The 22,050-nt window shown below is 51.2% G+C and carries 12 protein-coding genes; 5 read left to right on the forward strand and 7 right to left on the reverse strand.

The window, feature by feature from the left end; all coding sequences use genetic code 11:
• Positions 1–10: 10 nt before the first annotated feature.
• The gene (locus BUE76_RS13510; protein ID WP_073039590.1) at positions 11–1,474 is read right to left on the reverse strand and encodes a glycoside hydrolase family 28 protein; all 1,464 of its coding nucleotides are present in this window, start codon (positions 1,472–1,474) and stop codon (positions 11–13) included.
• 301 nt (positions 1,475–1,775) lie between these two features.
• Between BUE76_RS13510 and BUE76_RS13515 the strand changes: the two genes are divergently transcribed.
• A complete protein-coding gene (locus tag BUE76_RS13515) occupies positions 1,776–2,693 on the forward strand; it encodes an alpha/beta hydrolase (protein WP_073039587.1) in 918 nt (305 codons plus the stop codon).
• A gap of 113 nt (positions 2,694–2,806) precedes the next feature.
• On the opposite strand, the gene BUE76_RS13520 is transcribed toward BUE76_RS13515, so the two are convergent.
• The 6 genes from BUE76_RS13520 to BUE76_RS13550 all read right to left on the reverse strand — a co-directional run bounded on the left by BUE76_RS13520 (position 2,807) and on the right by BUE76_RS13550 (position 12,857).
• On the reverse strand, positions 2,807–3,274 hold the full coding sequence (locus tag BUE76_RS13520; RefSeq protein ID WP_073039585.1) for a GNAT family N-acetyltransferase: 468 nt from the start codon (positions 3,272–3,274) through the stop codon (positions 2,807–2,809).
• A 184-nt stretch (positions 3,275–3,458) separates the two neighbouring features.
• Complete coding sequence (locus BUE76_RS13525) at positions 3,459–4,112, reverse strand: ATP-binding cassette domain-containing protein (RefSeq protein WP_073039583.1); 654 nt, start codon at positions 4,110–4,112, stop codon at positions 3,459–3,461.
• Positions 4,113–4,624: 512 nt separating this feature from the next.
• A complete protein-coding gene (locus BUE76_RS13535; RefSeq protein ID WP_073039579.1) occupies positions 4,625–5,587 on the reverse strand; it encodes a glycoside hydrolase family 43 protein in 963 nt (320 codons plus the stop codon).
• A gap of 10 nt (positions 5,588–5,597) precedes the next feature.
• Positions 5,598–8,453, reverse strand: coding sequence for a glycoside hydrolase family 2 protein (locus BUE76_RS13540; RefSeq protein ID WP_073039577.1), 2,856 nt, complete (start codon positions 8,451–8,453; stop codon positions 5,598–5,600).
• 144 nt (positions 8,454–8,597) lie between these two features.
• The gene (locus tag BUE76_RS13545) at positions 8,598–11,420 is read right to left on the reverse strand and encodes a glycosyl hydrolase (RefSeq protein WP_216820664.1); all 2,823 of its coding nucleotides are present in this window, start codon (positions 11,418–11,420) and stop codon (positions 8,598–8,600) included.
• Positions 11,421–11,558: 138 nt separating this feature from the next.
• Positions 11,559–12,857, reverse strand: coding sequence for a rhamnogalacturonan acetylesterase (locus BUE76_RS13550; protein WP_073039575.1), 1,299 nt, complete (start codon positions 12,855–12,857; stop codon positions 11,559–11,561).
• 430 nt (positions 12,858–13,287) lie between these two features.
• Here BUE76_RS13550 and BUE76_RS13555 point away from each other — a divergent pair, with 430 nt between their 5' ends.
• The 4 genes from BUE76_RS13555 to BUE76_RS13570 are packed head-to-tail and all read left to right on the forward strand — an operon-like array spanning position 13,288 to position 22,036.
• Positions 13,288–15,513 (forward strand): fasciclin domain-containing protein, encoded by a 2,226-nt coding sequence (locus BUE76_RS13555; protein ID WP_073039573.1) that lies wholly within the window; start codon positions 13,288–13,290, stop codon positions 15,511–15,513.
• A gap of 19 nt (positions 15,514–15,532) precedes the next feature.
• Positions 15,533–18,808, forward strand: coding sequence for a SusC/RagA family TonB-linked outer membrane protein (locus tag BUE76_RS13560; RefSeq protein WP_073039571.1), 3,276 nt, complete (start codon positions 15,533–15,535; stop codon positions 18,806–18,808).
• A gap of 46 nt (positions 18,809–18,854) precedes the next feature.
• Positions 18,855–20,357, forward strand: a complete 1,503-nt coding sequence (locus BUE76_RS13565) for a RagB/SusD family nutrient uptake outer membrane protein (RefSeq protein WP_073039569.1) — start codon at positions 18,855–18,857, stop codon at positions 20,355–20,357.
• A 17-nt stretch (positions 20,358–20,374) separates the two neighbouring features.
• On the forward strand, positions 20,375–22,036 hold the full coding sequence (locus tag BUE76_RS13570; RefSeq protein ID WP_158069972.1) for a fasciclin domain-containing protein: 1,662 nt from the start codon (positions 20,375–20,377) through the stop codon (positions 22,034–22,036).
• Positions 22,037–22,050: the final 14 nt, after the last annotated feature.

Consider the following 22,050-nt stretch of genomic DNA (forward strand, 5'->3'; position numbering starts at 1 on the left):
GAATTTTGAATTAATGGCTGACACTGGTTTCTGTATTGGTCAGCCCGGTGATGTTGCGGCTTGCTTTTACCCGGAGGGGTTTGCCATCAGCAGCTTCGATGGTCATGTTGTTAAAAATCCAGTTGGCAGCATGTGTCAGCTCGCCTGCTTCTTTTGTACCGACCCTTGTTTTTTCAAAATAAAAACCTTCCAACACCGAAGCTTCCAGCCCCTGTGCATTGATTGCCCGGGTACTGTTGGTAGCCTGCACACCCGATACATAGATGTTGCGGAATTGCGGGATACCCTTGCTTTCGGGTGTTACTTTCTGGAGCATGGTTTTCCAGTGCTGCGGCACTTTGGAGGTGTCCATACCGGCAGGCACTGTAGCATAGGAATAAGCAGGGTTCCAGTTCATGGTAAACTGGAAAGCCGTGCGTACGCTGTCCATTTCAATGTTGCGAAAATGGATGTCTTCTACTACCCCGCCGCGAGTTGTTGCCGACTTGATTTGTAGTCCATTGGAGGTGCCTTTTGCCACCAGGTTGTATGCCAGCACATGCCTGATGCTGCCCGATGTTTCGCTGCCCATGGTGAGCAGGCCGGCGCCCCTGCGGGCAATGCTGTTGCGGATCACAACGTATTCCGTAGGGCGGTTTACCCGGAGTCCGTCCCAGTCGCGGCCGGCTTTGAGACAGAAATCATCATCGTTGCAATCGATGTCGCAGTTTTCTACCAGCACCCAGCTCGAAGAGTCGATATCAATGCCATCGGTGCTGGGGCCATGGCCATCTTCGTTGTTGCGGATGGTTACCCCGTCAACAGTTACATGGTGCGAATACAGAACCTGTACGGTCCAGAAGCCGGCATTTGAAAAGGTTATTCCTTTGATTTCAATATTGGAGGATTCCTGCACCAGCAGGGTGCGTACCCTTTGCGCATCGTAGTCTACAATCCAGCGGAGGCCGCGGGCTTCATAGTCCTTGCGCATGGCCCAGTACTTGTCCCAGCAAAACTTACCCCTTGCATTCACCTTGCCTTCCCCGCTGATAGCCACCCCCTTTTGTCCGATCACATTGATGAGGGCCGCGGGCCAGGGCATCTCCATACCGGCAATACGGGTATTGATGGTGGGGTAATCGGCGAAGTTCTGGCTGCCCAGGATCAGTACGCCCTTGGGAATGTTGAGGTGTACGCCCTTTTTCAGGAAGATGGCGCCCATGAGGTAGGTGCCCGGCTCAAAGCTTACCGTACCGCCACCGGCTTTTGCGCAAGCATCAATAGCAGCTTGAATCGCTTTGGTGGCACCCGTGGTACCATTACCTTTTGCGCCGTACTGATTTACCAGGAACTGTTTTTTTAAAAAATGGAGTTTGCCTGCACCTACCTTTCCTGCCCATGCAGGCATGGCGAAAGCGGCCTTTTGCGCCCCTGCACAAACAGGAACACCAGCCAGGAGGCAAGCAGCAAAAAGAAACCGGCAAAAGGCAATCATCAGTTTATGCTTAACAAGTAAAAGGTTCAGCCCTTAAAGGGACAAACTGGCTAAAATTAAGTTACGCTCCCTGTGTACCATCCTGCCTTGTCCTGTTGAAAGCATAAGGCCAGGCAATAGCCTGTACATTTAGCATAAGGAAAGAACCTGCGCGGGAGATGTTGTAGGTGTTTCGGTTTTGCTTTTCCTCCATGCAAGTGGCAGTTGATAAAATCTGTTGGTGCAAAACAAGACTCTGGTTCATTCTTCCCCTAACTTTCCTGCGTACAACCAACAAACCCCACCCCGGAAAAAAAGGATCATGAAAAGAACTGCCTTACTAACTATTGCCGCCATGTTTACATTATCCGTATATGGACAGGAACACACCCTTCCCCTCTACCCTGCCGGAAAGGTGCCCAACTGGAAAGATGCCGGCGAAAAAGAACAGGCCGAAGTAAATGAGATCGTACGGTACAGCCTGGTTCAGGAGCCCAATATCGCGGTGTTCCTGCCGCCCAAACGTATTGCTACAGGGCAGGCCGTGGTGGTATGTCCCGGTGGTGGCTATGGCGTGCTGGCCTACGACTGGGAAGGTACCAGCGTAGCCAAATGGCTCAACAGCAAGGGTATTGCTGCGGTGGTGCTCAAGTACCGCCTGCCCAATGCTAAAAGCAATATTACGCCGCACCTCACGCCGCTGATGGATGCCAAGCGGGCCATCCGCATGGTGCGTGCCAACGCCCCGCAGTGGAATGTGCAGCCAGGCAAAGTTGGTGTGATGGGCTTTTCTGCCGGTGGCCACCTTGCCTCCACGTTGGGAACTCATTTTGATGCGGGCAACAAGACTGCTACCGACTCCGTGGAGCGCTTTTCTTCCCGCCCCGACTTTATGGTATTGATTTACCCAGTCATTACCATGGATAAACAGTATACACACAGCGGTTCGCGCAACTACCTTATTGGCGCCAACCCCTCTGCCGATTTGGTGCAGTTGTACTCCAACGAGCTGCAGGTAAGCAAGGAAACACCATCCACATTTATTGTTCACTCCACCGATGATAAGGGCGTACCTGTTGAAAACAGCCTGCTGTTTTACCAGGCACTAAAGGCCAAGGAGGTTCCTGCCGAAATGCATATCTACCCATACGGCGGTCATGGTTTTGGATTGGCTACCGGCCGCGGCTACCTGGAAAGCTGGTCAGACAGGTGTCTGGATTGGATGCGGAGTTTAAAATAAAACGCCATAAAAAAAGCAGCGGTCGTACCGCTGCTTTTTTTATGGAGGAATCCTTGCTGATAAATATAATTTGTTGAAGCTGTTTTGTCTACGCTGCTATTAATTCAGTGCACTTATTCAGGCTTGGTCTTTACACTTCCTTTCTTATAATTCTTCCAGTCTTTAACGGTCATTTCAAACTTTATCTCGCCTGAGCCATGCACCCCTTTCTCTGCCCAACCTGATTTTCGATAAAAGATTTCGGCTCTTGTTTTTGGAGCTGTGCTTAACCAGATATCTTTTGCCGTTTGACTGAAGTACCAGTCAAGCATGGTGTCGTGAAGCAGTCTGCCGGCTCCCTGCTTTTCCAGGTCAGGGTGAACAAATAAGGCCCACACATTATTTGCAACCAGGTCAACAATGGCAAAGCCACTAACTTTTCCGCCCAATTCGCATACCCAGCCCTTACCTCTTTTGTTTATGTAGGTATTGCAATCATCGTCTGTGACCCTTTTGGGATCAGAAAGTCTATTTTCCCTGACAGCATGTCGAATGATTTGAATTTGCTTGATGTCACCTGTCGTTGCTTCCCGGATGATCATGATAAAGAGTTGGTAGCAAAGTATCTAAGCTAACCCACCATTGTTCCATCGAAGGTTCAACGCATTGCCGAAGGTGGCGCAATAAGGCAAGGTGAGCTTCACTAAAGTATAAAAGCAAAATTAAAAACTGATAGCCCGCCGATGTTTATTAACCCCACCTTTGGCGATGGGCTATTGGCAGCAACTAAAGCTTGGCGTAACCCAGCCTTTCAATTTCTTCATGGCTTTCAGCTAAATGGGTTTTTCCATCTGTTAGTACATAAAGGTTGTCACAAATGTCAAGCACTTGTCTGTACAAATGGTCTGTGATCAATAGGCCTTTATTCTTTTTCTCCTCCATCAGCAATTCTTTTACTTTTTCGATCTGCAGCGGACTTAAGTGGGTGAAAGGCTCGTCCAGCATAGCGAAGGCTGATTTTGATTTTACGATAACGTACAGTTCCAACAACCTTTGACCACCACCTGAAAGGCTGCCGACTGCAGCCTTATATTGTGACGCTAGTTCAGGAAATATTTCTGCAAATGGGGCGAAGTCTAAAGAAAAGTCATGAAACACTCTTTTTACCGAGAGTGACTTAAGAATATAATTAAACTGGGGGAGGTAAACTAACAAGTCCGCCCTTTTAAATACTGCATGGTATGCCTGGCCATCAATACGAACAGATTTCTCACATTTCAGTGTGCCATGGATGATTTTCATCAAACATGATTTCCCCTGCCCATTTCTGCCAAGCAAACCTGTAATTTTTCCGGTTTCACATTTCAAGTATACATTGGACAAAATTACCCGATTGCCAAATTGAAGTTGTATACTGTCAGCTTCCAGTTTATGAATCATTTGAACTTATAAGTCTGGATAATAAGAAAAAGAAAAAGAATGAAATCAAAAGTTAGGGTAACAACCCATAAGCGGGTTTTTGGAATGCCTAGATTCTGATAATAGTAGTATTCTTTCCGCTTGTAATTATTGATGAAATTGTAAATAAACGCGAGGCTCGCAATTTTGAGCCAGAACAATCCAGAGTAGGCGCTGAATCCATACTTCCAGAAAATACTTAAACAAAATGCATTAATAACCAGCGACGCAAAGAAGAAACTTCTGTAGAAAGTCCAAATAAGCCGTATAGTTTTGATTGGTTGCATGGTGATGGCTGCCAACACTTAAATATACGCAGCTCCTTGCTCCATTTACCATCGATTACCAATTGAATTTGGAACAAGGGATGCACGGTAATTGTAACAACATGGTTTTTCTACAGCAACTGTGTTCAGAAAATCCAGGCTCAACCAAACAGTCCTTCCTGGCCCAAAATCCAACAAATATGCCCGGATACATCCGGGCATATTCTCTTAAGGCCTTGTTTGTTTTACCTGTTCAGCCAAAGCATTCTGGAGCTTGCTGAATGCATCAGTTGTAATGCTGAATACCGTGCCGTGGCGGATGCCCGGCGGCATGGACAGTTGGGCGGAGATATCCTCCCAGTTTTGAAGGTCTTTGGAGCGGAGGGCACCATAGCGGTGGTCGCGGTATTTGTCAAAGTACACCACCCAGTGGTTATCTATTTTAACTGCCGTAGGACCCTCAGCCCAGTACTTGCCGGTGATGGGTGCCGAGGCCTTGCTGTATGGTCCTTCGATATTCTTTGCCCTTGCTATGCGGATATTCTTTTCTTCAGGCCACCGGGTTTCGTTTTTCAGGAACATGAGGTATCCCCTGCCTTCCTGTACAATGGAGGCATCAATTACGCTGTAACCGGGTTCGTACAAAAGTTTGGCGGGTGAGAAATGTACAAAATCAGGGGTGGTAACATAATACATCCGGTGGTTGTAACTGCTTTCAGCAGCCGTGTCCTTATTAGGGTAGCGGCCTGCAATGGTCGTAGCCCAGTAGATGATGTACTGTTTGGAACGGGGATCATAATTCAGCTCGGGTGCCCAGCAGTTGCGGGCACTGTCCGTTCCTTCCATCACGGGCAGGTAGCGCTGCTCGCTCCAGTGGACGAGGTCTTTTGAATAGGCATAACCAATGCCTTTTGCATTCCAGCTTACCGTCCACACCATGTGGTACAGCCCGTCCGGACCGATGGTGATGTGCGGGTCGCGCATCAGCCGGTCTTTGGAAACTGTTGGCCGAAGGAAGCTGCTGTCCTCCTTAAGCGCCGACCATTTCAACCCATCATGGCTATAAGCCAGGTGGAGGCCATCCTGTCCGTTTTGTTTGAAATAGGAAAACAGGTACACGGGCTTGTTTTGTTGCGCCTGCACCGTACAGGCAATGCACAAAGCGGCCAGGCATAGAAGAAGGTATCGCATTGGGGGTGGTTTATAAAAGTTCATTCACGGCGGGCATGGTAAACTGCTTGTCACCCTTTGTGGGTTTGGGCAGCCCGAAATAAAAATAAATGGTTCTTTTAGTAGTGCCGTTTACCGTGTTCCACTCGCTTTGCGGCCCCAGCGATTTGGTGTTGGTATTGATGTTGAGTGCCAGCTTGGTACCGATGGGTGGTATGTGGTCCAGAAAGGACAGGTTGCCCACGGGCAGTTCGGGGTGCGGCTTTACACCCGACAAACCATAGAAGTCAAACAGGCGGATAAACAGCCCCGGGTGGGGAGAAGCTACGGTAAACTTGCCTTCAACGGTGTTGAGTTGCATCCAGCTGATATCGGCATAATAACCTTTAAACTCGGGCAGCTGCCAGGGCGCCGAGCCTGTTTGGTTGTTGTTGTACATGCTTTCCCAAACATTATCCGTAACGCCCTGCAGCCTGTTTTTCCATACCCGGTAAGGACCCTTGCCCAGCCATTTGGCACCCAGTACAAAGTTTTCGGGGTAGGTAAAGGAAATACCGGTAAAAGGATATTGCCCGTTGAGGGTATAGGCATAATCGAGCTGCAGCCAGCCGCTGCCCCAGATTTTCCACTTCATGTACTGCAGGGCGCCGCTATACTGGAACTCGGCTACCTGGCTGTTTCCTTCGGCATAAGTGCGTACGCTTTCCAGCTTGCTGTCGCCGCTTACCAGTATGGGGCCTTTGCCAAAGGAAAGCGCATCGCTTGCTGCAGGTTTAACGTACTGCAGCAGTCCGTCTTTTTTACCGATGCTTACCGTGAGCTCGCTGCCTGAAAGGGTAACCAGCGAGTCGGTTTCGGTAAGCTTGGTTGCAGCGGTATCCAACAGGGCAACGGCTCCTGCCAGCAGGTCCTGTCCCTCTTTGGTACGGAAGGTCCACTGGTAAATTTTTTTTCCCGAAGGATCAAATGCTGCCACCTGCAAAGCGTCGGCATCTTTCCAGGTGGCTGGCAGGCCCAGGTGCAGGCTGCCCTGTGCGCCACCGGGTGCAATATCCGGGGCAATAGACTGCCCTTTTGCCTGTATATCATAGCCAGCAAAAGGATCGGAGGGCTTTTTATAATTGACCAGGGCCCAGGTAAAATGGCAGGCTTTGAGGTTGGTAAAATGATAGCGGTTTTCCAGCGGCAGGCTACCGTTGAAACCGGCAGGCAGCTCTTGCACCAGCATCTTTACCGGTGCATAGATTTCCCTGATGGCCCAAAAGCTGCCTTCTTTCTGGCGGTGTGGTCCCAGCACGCCATCGGGAGCGTTGAGGCCGTTTACATCTATTTGGTTGTTAAAGTCGGTGCGCACCAGGCCTTCATCCACCAGGGCCCACAAAAAGCCGCCGGCACCGCGCTTTTCTTTCCAGTGCAGTTCCCAAAAATCGGAAAGCGCTGCAGCACCCCCGCCATCATCCTGTGCGTGGAGGAACTCAGTGGGCATATAGATATTGCTGTCGGCAACAATGGCCTTGGTGCTGTAGTAATCTTCGTAGTGGTTGCAATCGATGCCATGGAAGGCATTGCCGGGACGGTGGTGGGCATGAATAACAGGGTGATGAGAAAGGTCGTATTGCCCGTAATCATCATCCAGTTCCTTGTTGTGGCCGCCTTCGTTGCCATTGCTCCAGATGAGGACGGAGGGATGGTTGGCATCGCGCAAAACCATTTCTTTTACCAGCTTGCTGCCGGCTTTGGTGCTATAGGCCTTTTGCCAACCAGCCAGTTCATCCAGCACATACAAACCCAGCGAGTCGCATATTTCCAAAAAACGTTTATCGGGCGGGTAATGCGAACACCGCACCGCGTTCATGTTCATCTCTTTGATCAGTTGCACATCCAGCAGGTCGGTTTCTGGGCGGGTGGCCCTGCCGGTTTCGGGCCACCACACATGGCGGTTGATGCCCTTCATTTTGATCTTGGTGCCATTGAGGTAGATACCATCACCCTGCCTTATTTCGATGGTACGAAAACCAAAGCGGTCACCTGTTTGGTATCCGGTTTTGCCACCGCTTGCCAGGCTTAGTTCAAAGCGGTACATGTGCGGTGTTTCGGCGGTCCACAACTTTGGGTTGCTTACCACGGTGGACAGCTGCACCAGGCTATCGCCTTTATTGGCTTTGGCAGTTGCAGAGCCTACCTGTTTGCCCTGCCCATCCAGTATGCGGGCCACCAGCGTCGCGCCTTGCTCCAGGCCGGACAGGTGTGCCTGCAGCCGGAAGCTGCCATCCGCCTTAGCATCCACCACTGCATGTTCAATAAAGCTCGTAGGTACGGCTTCCAGGTACACCGGCCGGAAGATGCCGCCCAGTATCCAGTAGTCGGCAAGGCGTTCGGCATTGTTCACCGACTCATCCGCCGACATCTTGCTGACGGTAGCCTCCAGCAGGTTTTCTTTACCAAACATCACCTTGTCTGTTACCTCGTACTTAAACCGGTAGAATGCCCCCTGGTGCATTTCACCTGCAGGCTTGCCATTGATCTTTACATCGGTATCCGTCATGGATCCTTCAAATACCAGGAATACCTTTTTGCCTTTCCAGCCCTGGGGCACCCTGAACTTGTGTCGGTACAAACCTTTTTCATCAGCAAAGCGGAAGTTTTTGCCATAGGTTTTGTAATCACGGCCATAGTTGTAGGCGCCAAAGCCTTGTTGCTCCCAATGTGCGGGTACCGGGATCCGGGTCCAGGTGCCGCTTTTGCGGCCACCGGTGCAATAAAAATCCCAGTCAACGGTATGGTTTACATCCCTGCCGGAGAGGTACTGAATTTCCTTCTGCTGTGCGCCTGCCGCTAAGGATGCCGAGAGGGCAAGAGCGGCCATGTATTTTTTGATACCGAACATGCATCTAATTTTTGTAGGTGGGTGTAAACGAAAACGCAATGCTGCATCACCATCACAGCTTATGGCGCCATCCTTGAAAAGGAATACCACCACCTGAATAACGCATAATTTGTCTGCCTTTGATTAGGGTAGTGCAGTATTGGTTTATTTCAGGGGTGATAGGGTTACAGGTCCCAACAAACCCGAAGACTGCGGCTCCCAACCAGAAGCATCAAACACGCCGTTCTTTAAGTTGGTGCGGATGCGTGCCGACATATTGATGTTGTAAAACTTTTTCCACTCAATGCCGTTGCGGTCCATGTAGCGGATGCGGTTGGCCATCAGGTTGGCTACTTCAATCACCAGTTCGTTGGAAGCCTTCATTTCTTGAGCGGGTATCACCAGGTAGAAATAGGGCCCTATAAGAGAAGCCATTTTTTTGCCGTTTAGGTAAACAGTAGCTGTTTCATCTACGTGGCCCAGGTGAAGAAGGTAATTCGCAACCTGACCCGATGGCTTGGGAATTACGGTTCTATACCTTGCCACACCTGAAAAGTTCTGGTAGCTGCTATCCTTTTCTTCGGTCCAGGAGCGCAGCGTGGTGGTGGTAAAAGGTGGAGGTAATACTGGCCCGCCACTCATAAAGCTTACTTCCCACCGGGTAATGCGGACGGGTGCTTCACCTAATTGTTCAATATAAGGAAAGGGCTTGTCTGCCTGCGTCTTATTGAAGGTTCGGATAAGTGTCGAAGCATGGGGCAACAATTGCAGCCAAACCTGCAGTTTACCTCCTTCAATCCGGGTGCGTGCCAGCCCCTTGTTGCCAGTGGCGGCATCAAACAAGGCCACAGAAGCAGCCTTTACTGCTAACGGTACCCAGCCTTCAAAAACCTGGTCTTTCCGGTTGTTTATAAAATACGTGTGTCCATCGCTGTTAGCCCTGCGCACAAACTGCAAACCCTGCTCTGCAAGTTCCTCTTTACGGATGCTGCCTGCTGACATAAGGTTATTGAGGTCTTTGCCTATTATTACGCTACCCTGTCCCAGTACTGCGGTTTGTATGCCTTCCTTAGTGGTAAAGCGCAGCTGCTGCAATAAACGTTGCATTTGGTTGCGGCGTTGCTCCAGCTGGTGCAAGCCAGGAACATCCTTGGGCAGCTCATTTAATACCAGCAGTTGTGCGCCCCCTTTTACCAACTCCAGGAGCTTGGTGAGTGTTTCCAGTGGCAGGTAGGTATTGGCAGGGAGCAGGATGGTTTGGTAGGTTACGCCGCCTGTTTGCAGCTTACCGCCTGCCACCTTCATCTGCTGTAATTGGCGGTCGGAAAAGAAGTCGAATGTATACCCGCCTTCTTCAAGCGATTTTGCGGTGTGCTCAAAGGTGCTGCCCTCCCAGTTCTTTTCCATGCCGTCGAAATGCTGGAGCATCAGGTTGCCCGGTTCCATGTACTTGTCTACCATGGGGAGGTAGAGCAACACATCGTTGTTAGGTTTGCCTGCCTGCAAAAAGCTTTGGGTGCGGGCAACATAGTCGTTGAGTGCTTTGAAGTCCTTCCATTGCGGGTTGGCCTGGTTAAAATGCGTAGCTGCATAAAACAACCATCCGGGCCATGTCGCGTCTTTTGGTGAGTAGTTTACGCCGTGATAGAAGATATGGTTCACCCCCCCGAGGAAGAACAGGTCCACGATCTTTTTTACATCACCCCATGAGTTGAGAAAATGCTCGTTGAGCCAGGTTGCCGACTCCGATGAAACCAGGGGTTTGCCCATTACGTTGGCAGTAGAGGTCGCAAACTTAAAGCGCAGCACATCGTTGCCTTCTGTTTCCGGTATGTCGATGGCGCCGTACAGGTCCAGCAGGTTGGCAGGAGAGCCATGCGACTGGTTGCGGATCAACTTGCCTTTGCCGGCGCCCCATTTCTTCCACTCGCGGGTAAAGTTCTCGAGGATCAGTTCGTCGATGGTGGCGCGGTAGTCGTACAACACGCGGCGGTTTTTTTCAGGGTCCGCCTGCTGGAAAAGGGCGGGCAGTTGCTGGCGCAGGTCGTAGCCACGTCTTTTTTGGAAAATATCAAAGAAGCCGGGCGTCCAGTTGCTTTGCCCGCGGGCATCGTCCACTTCGTACGAGTCGTTGAAAAGAGCCCTGAGGTAATAAAGGTCACGGCCCTTGAAAGCAGTATCAAAGCGGCGCAGGAAAGTATGGAGTGCATCTGCCGAAAAATGGTCGATGGCATAGCCTTCGCCACCGGGAGCCGCCCGTTCCACCATTTTTCCATGGAGGCCCTGGAATAGTGCATACAGGTTCCAGTTGCCTTCAGGAGCCGTCCAGTTGAGGGTACCAACTGCGTCGACATTTTTGGTCAAGTCAATCACCTGTCCTTTATCGGAATAGGCCATCAGGCTTTGCAGGTCCAGCTTACCGGAAAAGCGCACCTGGTCGAGTGCCAGTGCCTGCAGGTCCTTGTTGATGGCAATATCGCGGTTGATCTCGCTTTCCTTGCGGGACGTGGTGTTGGCGGTGCGCACAAAGCCTTCCTGTACCAGTTGAACGGGTTCCTGGAGCTTTTCGCCGCCCTTTAGCTTGAAGGTTTTGTATTGCACTGTTTTACTGGCGTCTTTATCCTTGATCCAGGGTCCGCCAAAGGGCCAGCCGGTGCCGTTGGCCATATCTATACCGATACCCAACTTTTTGGCTTCCTGCAGGCTGTATGCCAGCATGTCCATCCACTTGGGTGTGAGGAAAGGAATAAACTTTTGCTCTTCCCCTTTTACCCCGTAGATGGGTGTGATCTCCAGTCCACCCAACCCTGCCGCGGCATAATCCTGCATGTTGCTGCGGAGGTTGGCGGTATCTACTGCGCTGCCTTCCCACCACCAACGGGCCCATGGTTTGTTTGTTTGTTTGATGGGTGGCCATGCCACCTGTGCCGATGCGGGCAGCATGCCTGCTGCCAGTAAGGTTCCAATTGCGAGTTTGCGGATCTGCATAAATAGGTTGCTAGAAGGTGAACCAAAGAAGACAGGGACGACAGGGAGAACACAGGATTGCCCTTTGTGCACTTTCCTGTTCTGCGTGTCTTTGTGGTTTGACTTTTTCATGCTTAAAATGATCGGTTGCCGATTAGCTTAGTTGCCATCTGGTTTTGCGCCTGCTGTACTGGTGTTCAGGGGCAGGGAAAAATGTTCAAATCGTGGTGGTTTTGCAGGGTCGTAAGGCGCCAGGTCCTTGCGCAGCAATTTGGCTAAGGGCAGGTTGTTGTCCTTCATGCCTTGCGCTACGCACCGTGCCAGCTGGTAAGCTCCAAACTCAGTAAAATGTGTATCGTCTTTCAATGCTTTATCCTGCCCGGGAAAACTATGTTCCGGAAAATGTACAAAAGCCTTTATGCTTTCTACCGGTCCCCAGGCCTCGTACAGTGTCTTACTCATTGCGTTGAGGTCAATCACCGGTGTGCGGGTTTCCAGGCCAGTTTGTCTTACAGCTTCGGGATAATCCAATAAAGTATTGATGATATGCCCTGTGCTGTCGAAATGCCTACGATGCATGGAGGTTACCAGCACGGGTATCCCGCCCTTGCTCCTGGCCAGTTCGATATACTTTTTCAGGGTTTCTTTGTAAGTAGTGAAAGGCTCAAGATAATTGCCGCCCGGCTTTTGGTCGTTGTGGGCAAACTCAATAAACAGGTAATCGCCTTTTTGCATCAGGGATAAGATCTTGGCAAGCCTGCCTTCGCGTTCGAAAGCTTTCAGGGTCTCGCCCGATTCGGCATAATTGGCTACAGCCACTTTATTGCCCTGGAAAAAAGAAGGAATCATCTGTCCCCATGCGGCATAAGGAATATTGGCCTGGTCCACCACAGTGGAGTTGCCTGCAAGGAAAACAGTAGTGATTTTGGTTGCTGGTTTTATTTCAATGGCACGCACACCGGGGGCTTTGCCATTGAAGTGTAAGGTGAGCTTATTGTCCCAGTGCAGGTATTCTTTCTCTCTTTCTTTCAATTTAACCGGCTTACCCGTGCTGTGGTTGATGCTGTCGCGCAGGTGAACGTTCAATGTAGTCCATTTTTGTTGCCCCCTGCGGGTAACTACTTCTTCTGCCAGCAGTCTCCTGCACTCGGCGCGGATGGTGGTATTGCTGGCGCCATTTTCCTCACCCGTTAAAACGCGTACCTCGTAATTGCCTTCAGGCAGTTTTACGGAAAAAGAAAAGTGGGCAGGTTTGCCAGCAGCCATGCTGCTTTCTTCAAGGCCATAACCCGGTACATCCTGGTACTTCTGCTCTGGGCTGATGTACAGGGCACCTTTGGTTTTTGCATCCTTGCTAAAAATGAATTGCAGGGGCAATGAAAGAGATTGCTGGGCATACAGGGATTGCAGGCTGCCCGAAAGCAAAAGGATGGATATCAGTGATGGAAACTTTTTCATTGGCAAGCATGATTCTTCATCCTGTAAGTGCCACTGGCTAGCTGACCCATACAGGTTGATGGAACATTATTTTCAACAACTACAGGTGGCAATCCCTGTTGCGTAAGCTTTCAAATGTAAAAAGGTTCAATTAACGCTTGTTCACAAGTTTTCATCAGGATGGCACAGGATGCCACCAAAATGGGCCACACTACTTTTGACGCCCTGAATACATGTGGAGCCACTGCATACACATGTATAGCCAGCCGTTACCCTGGATTGATTGCCGTTGTTTGTTCTTTGCCCGCCGTGTCCTGCTTTGTGTTGTTGCCGCATTACGCCTACTGCCTAATCCTGTCCGGTTTGTCTTTTTAGTTTACACCGCTCCCCCTTTTGGAGCTGGCATCCCCTGCCCCATACCGAGACCCTATCTACAAAACTGCAAAGCTGTATGAACAATTTGCTTCGTGCTGTTGGCGTCATGGCCACATCGGCACTGCTATTTACCAGTTGCAAAAAGGGTGCTTTCAACGATTACTACGAGAGACCCGCAGGCCTTGAAGCGCCTATTTACCAGGTGCTGACAGCCAAGGGTAACTTTAAAACCCTGCTGGCGGTAATTGATAAGAGCGGATATAAGGGTACCCTTTCCAGTGCAGGGTATTGGACCTTATTTGCACCCAACGATGCAGCTTTTGAAACCTACTTTAAAGAAAATAATACCAGCCTCTTAAGCTTTGATTCCACAAAAGCGCAGGCACTGGTTCAGTACCTGCTGGTTTATAACGCCTTCGATAAAAACAGGATAGACGATTACCAATCCAACACAGGGTGGGTGCCTGATATAGCCTTCCGGAGACGGACGGCTTACTATTCCGGCTTTTATAACGATACTACTGCCACCGGGCAGGTGGTAAAAACCATTGCCTCCAACCGCAACGGCGCTGCCCTTCCTTATGTGGCTGGCGACAACAACAACAAGTACATCCCCTACTTCACGGATGTATATTTTTCCAAGAAGAAGCTTTCGCAGCAAGACTATACTTACTTCTATCCTGGCGCCAGCTTTACCGGCTTTAACGTAGCAGGTGCTGCCGTTGTCAACAAAGACATCACTGCGGAAAACGGCGTGGTGCACGAAATTAACCGTGTGGTGGCACCCCTGCTATCACTGGAAGAGTTTTTACGGAGCAAGCCGGAGTACAGCCTTTTCCGGAGCCTGTACGAAAAGTACATGGTGACCTACCAGCAAAATACGGATGCAACGCGCCGCTTTGCGTTGTTGGCAAAAGAACCTGCAACGGTATTTGTAAAAACCTTCAGCAGCCTGCTGGCCTTTTCGCCCAACAACGAAAACTTCTCCAAGCTGCAGGATAACGACGGACAGCAGGACTCGTGGAGTATGATTGTGCCGCGCAACGAACAGCTGCGCAGCTATATTGAGAATGTATTGCTGGAATACTACGGAAAGGATATCCGCAACCTCGGGCAATTACCGCCTGCTGTTATTTCTGATTTCCTTAATGCCCATATGTGGCAAACTGCATTGTGGCCAACCAAGTTCAGCACCACACCCAACTTCCTGGGTGAAGAAGCACGCTTTGATCCTGCAACGAACATTGCCGATAAGCGCATCCTGAGCAACGGCATGTTTTATGGTGCCACCAGGGTGCAGGACGCCAACGTGTTTTCTTCCGTGTACTCGCGAGCCTACCTCGATCCCAAGTACACCATGATGACGCGTTTGCTGGACGCGGACCTGAAGTTTACCATCAACAGTCCCAACCAGAAGTATACCCTCTTTATGATGCCTGATGCCGTGTTGCGTGCCGCCGGTTACGACTATGTACCCAGCATCAACGAGTGGGGATACACGCCTCCTGCTACCGGCATACGTACGGCGGGTGAAGCCGTGCGCCAGCGATTGCTGCGCATGCTCAACACCAGCCTGGTGCAAACACCCAAGGGCGAACTGGACAACCTTGGTGGTGCAGGTACCATTGCGGCCAGCAACGGTGAGGTGATCCGCTTCAATGCCAACCAGGTGATGAGCGGCGGCAGTATGGATGCGGGCCAAACCATCCGCGTGGACAGCAGCCGCACCGTGCGCAATGGGAAAGTGTATTACCTCAACGGGTTACTTTCTTTCTCCGAAACAAGTATTGGTACCCATATTCAAAGGTTGGGTGCAGCCACTACTTCGGAGTTCAACTTCTTCTGGCAGTACCTGCTCAACTCGGCGGCCTCTTACAATGCCGCAACGGGTGAAATCATCGGTACTTCGGCTGGATCTTTCTACACCGTTTTTGTACCCAACAACAACGCCATCCGCCAGGCAGTGCGTGATGGTGTGCTGCCCGGCACACCCAGCACCGGCGTACCCAATTTTGCGCCTACCCTACCTGCCGACCGCGACCGGGTGAACCGCTTTATCCTGTATCACATCCTCAACAAGCGCACGGTAATTCCCGATGGCAAAGAGTCGGGTGGTTTTGAAACCTTGCTGAAGAATGGTGCGGGTGATGTGCTCACTGTAACGGTGCTGAGCCAGCCTGGCGCTATGATACTAACGGACATGAACAACCGCAGTACAACTGTGCTGGTGCCACAGAGTAATAACCTGTCCAACCGCACCGTGATTCACCTCACGAACAATTACCTGCGTTATACCTTCTAAAAATTCCTACACGCCAAATATGAAAAAGCTATTGACCTTGCTGGGCATCATGCTTAGCCTTGTGGCCACATTGCCTGTGCTGGCCCAGGATGCACCAGTGATTATTGTGCAGGGAAAGATCACCGATAAGCAAAAGGCCGCACTTACGGGTGTGACAGTTGCCGAAGTGGACGCCGAACAGCGTACCGTGCGGGCCGTTACCACCGATGTGGAAGGTGCATTCGCCATGCGGATCAACAACAAAAAGAACAAGCTTTCTTTTTCTTTTATCGGGTATAAAACCTTAACTCTCGGCATCAACGATCGTAAGGAGTTTAACCTGGTGCTGGAAAGCAATAGCGCCGACCTGGGTGAAGTGGTGATTGTGTCGCAGCGCAAAACAGAAAACGGCAACGTGGCCATTGCGGAAAAAGACCTGACTACGGCTGTTGCGCGTATCAGTGCCAAAGACCTGGAAGAGATGCAGGCCGCCTCCATCGACCAGGCATTGCAGGGCCGCCTCTCGGGTGTGGACATCACCGCATCTTCCGGCGACCCCGGTGCCGGTATGCAAATCCGTATTCGTGGTACCTCTTCCATTAACGGCTCCAACAACCCCATGATCGTGGTGGATGGTATGCCTTACGAAACACAGATCCCTTCCGACTTCAACTTCGGTACCGCCGACGAACTGGGTTATGCTTCCCTGCTCAATATTGCGCCTACCGATATCCGGGACATTACCATTTTAAAAGATGCTGCCGCTACCGCCATCTGGGGTTCGCGTGCCGCCAACGGCGTACTGCTCATCACCACCAAGCGCGGTGCTATTGGCCGGCCCACAATTACCTACAACTTCAAAGGTTCGATGATGCGCCAGCCTGAAGCCATACCCATGCTAAACGGTAACCAGTATTCCACCCTGGTACCTGAAGCATTTATGAACCGGAATGGTATGCCCCTGAATACACAAACGGTAAAAGAATTTCAGTACGACCCCAACGATCCTTACTGGTTTTACAACTACAGCAACAATACCGACTGGGTTCGGGAAATCAGCCAGACCGGTTTTTCGCAAGACCATACCGTGGCTATGAACGGTGGTGGCGAAAGGGCTAAATATTATGCATCGGTAGGTATGCTCAACCAGCGGGGTACCACCATTGGTACCGGACTGAACCGGCTGAATACCCGTATCAATTTGGACTATGAAGTGTCTGATCGTATCAAGATCCGAACCGACCTTTCCTTTTCGCATACTGACAACAACCGCAACTATGTAAACAGCTCCAACAATGCTGATGGCATTCGCAATATTGCCTACAACAAGATGCCCAATATGAGCGTGTACGAGTATGATGAATTTGGCAACCGCACGCCCAACTTCTTCTCGCCCGCCATCAACATACAAGGCCAGTATGCCGGTACCTACAACCCGGTGGCTATGGCGCTTGCGGCAAAGAACAATATCCTCAACGACCGCGTAACCCCGCGTTTCAACCTGCAGTACCAGATCATTCCTGAAGTGCTGTTGGCTACCGCCGATGTGCAGTTTGATATCAACAATACCAAGACAAAAACCTTCCTGCCGCAAAATGCTACCGGCCGCCCTTATACCGAAACGGTGGTGAACCGCGCTTACGATGGCGACCTCGATGTTTTCAACGTTACTTCCAAAACAAACTTTGTTTATACACCCAAGTTCAAGGACAAGAAACACAACCTGATCTCTTACCTGTCCTTGTTCACCTTCGACAACAAGACCGCATCGCACGAAGCGCTCTCTTCCAATACTGCTTCTTCGCTCCTGCAGGATCCTTCCATTCCTTCGCGTACCCAAAACCAGGAGCTGCGCCTGGTAGCCAACCAAACCCAAACCCGGAATATTGCCGCTACCCTCAGTGCGCAGTATAGCCTGAAGGACCGCTACATTGTAAACCTCGGTATTCGTGGTGAAGGCCACTCGCGTTTTGGCCCCGGCCACCGCTATGGTTCCTTCCCCTCCTTGTCGGCACGCTACCGCATTTCCGACGAGCCTTTTATGGCCGTATTCCGCAAGGTGATCAACGACCTGAGCCTACGTGCTTCTTATGGCCAGAGCGGTAACGCTCCCCGCAGGGACTATACTTTTTACAATACCTACAACAACTTCGACTGGGGTTATGCCGGACAAGCTGCCGTTTACCCTGCCAACATGGAGTTGAAGAACCTGCGTTGGGAAACCATCATTGGTCAAAACTTTGGTTTTAACCTCGCCATGTTCAAATCGAAGCTGAACGTGGACGTGGAGATTTACAAGAACAAAACCAAGGACCTCTTCTTCGCCAACCCCGGTTTGCAGATCTCTTCGTTCACTGGTTTTAATACCGTGGATATGAACGTGGGTACCATGGACAACCAGGGCTGGGAACTGTCGCTGAATGCAACGCCGTACCAGAACAAGAAACTGAAGTGGACCCTGAACTTCAACATCGCCCGCAACATCAACATGATCCGCGAGATATCGGAGTTCTACCCCCGCGAGCAGGGCAACCTCACCGCCAACGGGCAGTACAAAACCTATATGCAGGTAAACAACCCCTTTGGTTCTTTCTATGGGTTCCGCTACGAGGGCGTGTACAGCACCACCGAATCGACGGTAGCTACCGATGCCAAGGGCCAGCCCATTGTGGGCCCCAACGGCCAGAAAGTGTATATGCGCTTCAACTATCCCAACGTGGATTACCAGTTCCAGGCGGGTGATGCCAAATACGCCGATATCAACAAGGATGGTAATATCAACTACATGGACATCGTGTACCTGGGCAACAGCAACCCCCAGCTGACCGGTGGCTTTGGCTCCAGCCTTTCGTTTAAAAATACCTGGACGCTTACCTGCTTCTTCAACTACCGCTACAAGTACGACGTGGTAAACGGCACCAAGATGCAGACCACCAACATGTTTGGCTACAGCAACCAAAGCACCGCCGTGCTCCGCCGCTGGCGCAAGGAAGGCGATGTAACGGATATCCCCCGCGCCCTGTTTGGCAGTGGCTACAACTGGCTGGGATCGGACCGCTATGTAGAGGATGCAAGCTTCCTGCGTTTCCGCACACTCACCCTGCGCTACAATATGCCCCGCGCTGTTGCAGGCAAGCTGAAGCTGAAAAACATGAGCGCCTTTGTTACCGGCGAAAACCTGTTTACCTGGACCAACTATACCGGCCAGGACCCCGAGGTGAGCATGCGTGGTAACGACCCCTTCCGCGTGGCTATCGACTACTCGATGACACCGCCGGTGAAAACGGTAACCATCGGTCTTACCGGTTCATTCTAAACACCGCGCATTCAACCAACAGAATCACCATTCCAACAGCAACAAAATGAAGTTGTTTCAAAAAATATCCTTCCGGATCGCCTGCCTGCTGGCAGTGCTATCGCTGGCCTCCTGCCAGAAATACCTGGATCTTAAACCCCAGGACGGCATCATCCGCCAAAACTTCTGGCAAACCAAGGAGCAGATGCAGGCCGCCGTTAATGGCTGTTATGCCTCCCTGCTGGGTGCACCCGCAGGTGTAAGCGACCGTGCCCTGCCCGAGTACCTCTTCCTGTGGGGTGAGCTCCGCGCCGATATGCTGTCTGCCAACCTGGGTGTAACCAACGAGGACCTGGAGATCATGAACAGCAATATCGATCCGAGCAATACCATCACCAACTGGCGCTCGGTGTACCGTACCATCAACTACTGCAATACGGTAATTGATTTTGCGCCCTCTGTGCTGGAAGTAGATAAAACCCTCTCGCAGGCAAGCCTGGATGCTGCCGTTGCGGAAGCCAAAACCCTGCGTGCCCTGATGTTTTTCTACCTGGTGCGCAGCTTCCGTGATGTACCCCTGGTGCTGAAGGCTACCTATAGCGACCAGCAGTTGGAGCAGTTGCCCAAATCTTCGGATACGGCGGTATTGGCGCAAATAGTAAAAGACCTGGTTGCTGCGGAACCCGTGACGCCTGAATCTTTTGGCGACAAAAGCCTGGATAAAGGCCGCATCACTAAGTACACCGTTAATGCCCTGCTGGCCGATGTGTACCTGTGGATGGAGAAATACCCCGAAGCCCTTGCTGCTGCCGATAAGGTGATCAACTCGGGCCGCTTTGGATTGGTGCGTGGCAATAGCGCCTGGTTCAATACCCTGTACTACCAGGGCAATAGCAACGAAGCGATTTTTGAATTCCAATACGACCGCCAAAAGCTCAATCCTTTCTTTGGCATCTTCCGCAACCGTCCCCGTTTTATGGCCAGCTCAAGGGTGATGGAAGAAATTTATACCGTAGACTTCCAGGACGATACCAAACGCGACATCCGTGGTGACGGTGCCGCCGTGCGGGCCACCGATGGTATGATCTGGAAATACCTGGGCGTGGACAACAACACCATGCGGGCACAGGAAGAAAGCTTTGCCCACTGGATTGTGTACCGCTATGCCGATGTGCTGCTGATGAAGGCCGAATGCCTTGCCCAGCTGAACCGCGGCCGCGAAGCCCTCGACATCGTGTACACCATCCGCCAGCGTGCCGGCGCTCTTGCCGCCACCGACCGCAACCCCGATGCGCAGGATAAGGTAGGTATCACCGATTTTATTCTTGAAGAAAGGGCCCGTGAGTTTGCCTACGAAGGCAAACGCTGGTACGATGTGCTGCGCCATGCCAAGCGCGACAACTACAGCCGCCTGCAGTTGCTGCTCGACCTGATTGCCAACAGCGTTCCCGCCGACCGCCAACAGTCGGCCATTGCCAAGGCAAAGGATAAAAACAGCCACTACTTCCCCATCTATATCTACGAACTGCAAACGGACAAGAACCTGGTGCAAAACCCATTTTATAAATAATGCCAAGCCATACTAATATGAGAACATTGCTTTCCAAAACGCTATGGGCTTGGGTTGCCGCTCTGGCGATGGTGGCTTACAGCAGCTGCCAAAAGGTAGAAATCGTAGAGTCGACTACTACGGATGTAAACATGTACGACTTCCTGCTGAAGAATGGGAAAACCTATTCGGAGTGGGCCAAGGTATTGGACCGTACCGGCAACGCGGGTTTTCTCAATGCCTATGGCGCTTATACGATGTTTGCGCCCACTAACGACGCGGTAAAAGGTTATCTCGCGCAGGTAGGCAAGCCCACCGTTAATGATGTGGACCTCGACCAACTGAAAAATCTGGTGCGTTTTCACCTGATACAGGACACCATCGGCACCAGCAATTTCAAGGATGGCAAACTGCCCACCATCACCATGCTGGGCCAGTACCTCATCACCGGGGTGTTGAACAAAGACGGTGTTTCGCGTTATGAAGTAAACCGCCAGGCTCTGGTGATGCAGCCCAACGTGATTTGCGGCAACGGCATTGTACATGGGTTGAACCAGGTATTGATTCCCGCCAGCAAAACACTGGCGCAGCTTATTGAAGCCGATCCCGACTACTCGGTATTTACCCAGGCCCTTAAAGCTACCGGTTTTTACGACCGCCTGAATGTTGTGGACGCCGATACCAGCAAGCGCTTTATGAGCGTGATTGCCGAAACAAACAAAGCTTTGCAGGATTCGGGCATCGTTAGTTATGATGCCTTGCGCCGTAAGTATTCGCAAACGGGCAACCCTGCTGCCACCAATGACGGTCTTTACCTCTATGTGGCCTACCACATCATGCCTGATGCCCGCTACCTGGCCGATATCATCACCGCACCTTCGCACCCCACAAGGGCGCCCCTCGAAGTGCTTACCTCCAAGCTTGATGGCCAGACGGTGCTGATCAATGAAATTGAATTCAACGGCAACCTGGAAAAAGGTGTTGCCCTCAACCGCATTAAAAGCGATATTTCGGCAACCAACGGCGTACTCCACAGCGCCACCGCCCATTTCTCTATCAAGGTGCGCACACCTGTAGCCACCTACTGGGATGTGGCCGACTTCCCGGAAATCCGAAAGCTGCCATCATTTTTCCGTAAGCAGACTTACAACTTTGAACTGGGCTCGCTCAAGGATTTTACCTGGGAAAAAGGTGCGCTCACCTATACCTATACCACCGCTTCCAACTTCCCGGTGTACTGGAACGATTACCTCCAGATACCGCTTGGCCTGACGAATACGGCCCGCAACCGCTGGGTGGAAATGAAAACCCCCTTGCTGGTAAAAGGCCGCTACAAGGTATGGGTATGTTACCGCCAGCAAAAGGCTTCCAACAACAACCCGCCCTTCCCTACACAGGTTTCTTTCCGGGGCGAACCCATGAGCCGCCTGCTCAATTTTGACGAAGGCGCTCCTTCGGGTACCGATGGCGAACTGGAGGCCCTGGGTTGGAAGCGGTATATGGAAGTAAGCAATGGCTTGTACTGTGGCCGCCTGCTGGGTACCATCGATGTGCCCACTACCGACCGCCACACCATCCGCATGGAAGCCATCACCGGCGCCGGCCAAAACCAGAACAACCTGGATATGATCCATTTCATACCGGTAAATATGCCACAAATACGCCCCCTGTTTAAACGCGATGGCGGTTTGATTCCCTAACACAGAATACCCTA

This window comes from Cnuella takakiae (assembly GCF_001953305.1).
Lineage (GTDB): Bacteria > Bacteroidota > Bacteroidia > Chitinophagales > Chitinophagaceae > Flavisolibacter > Flavisolibacter takakiae.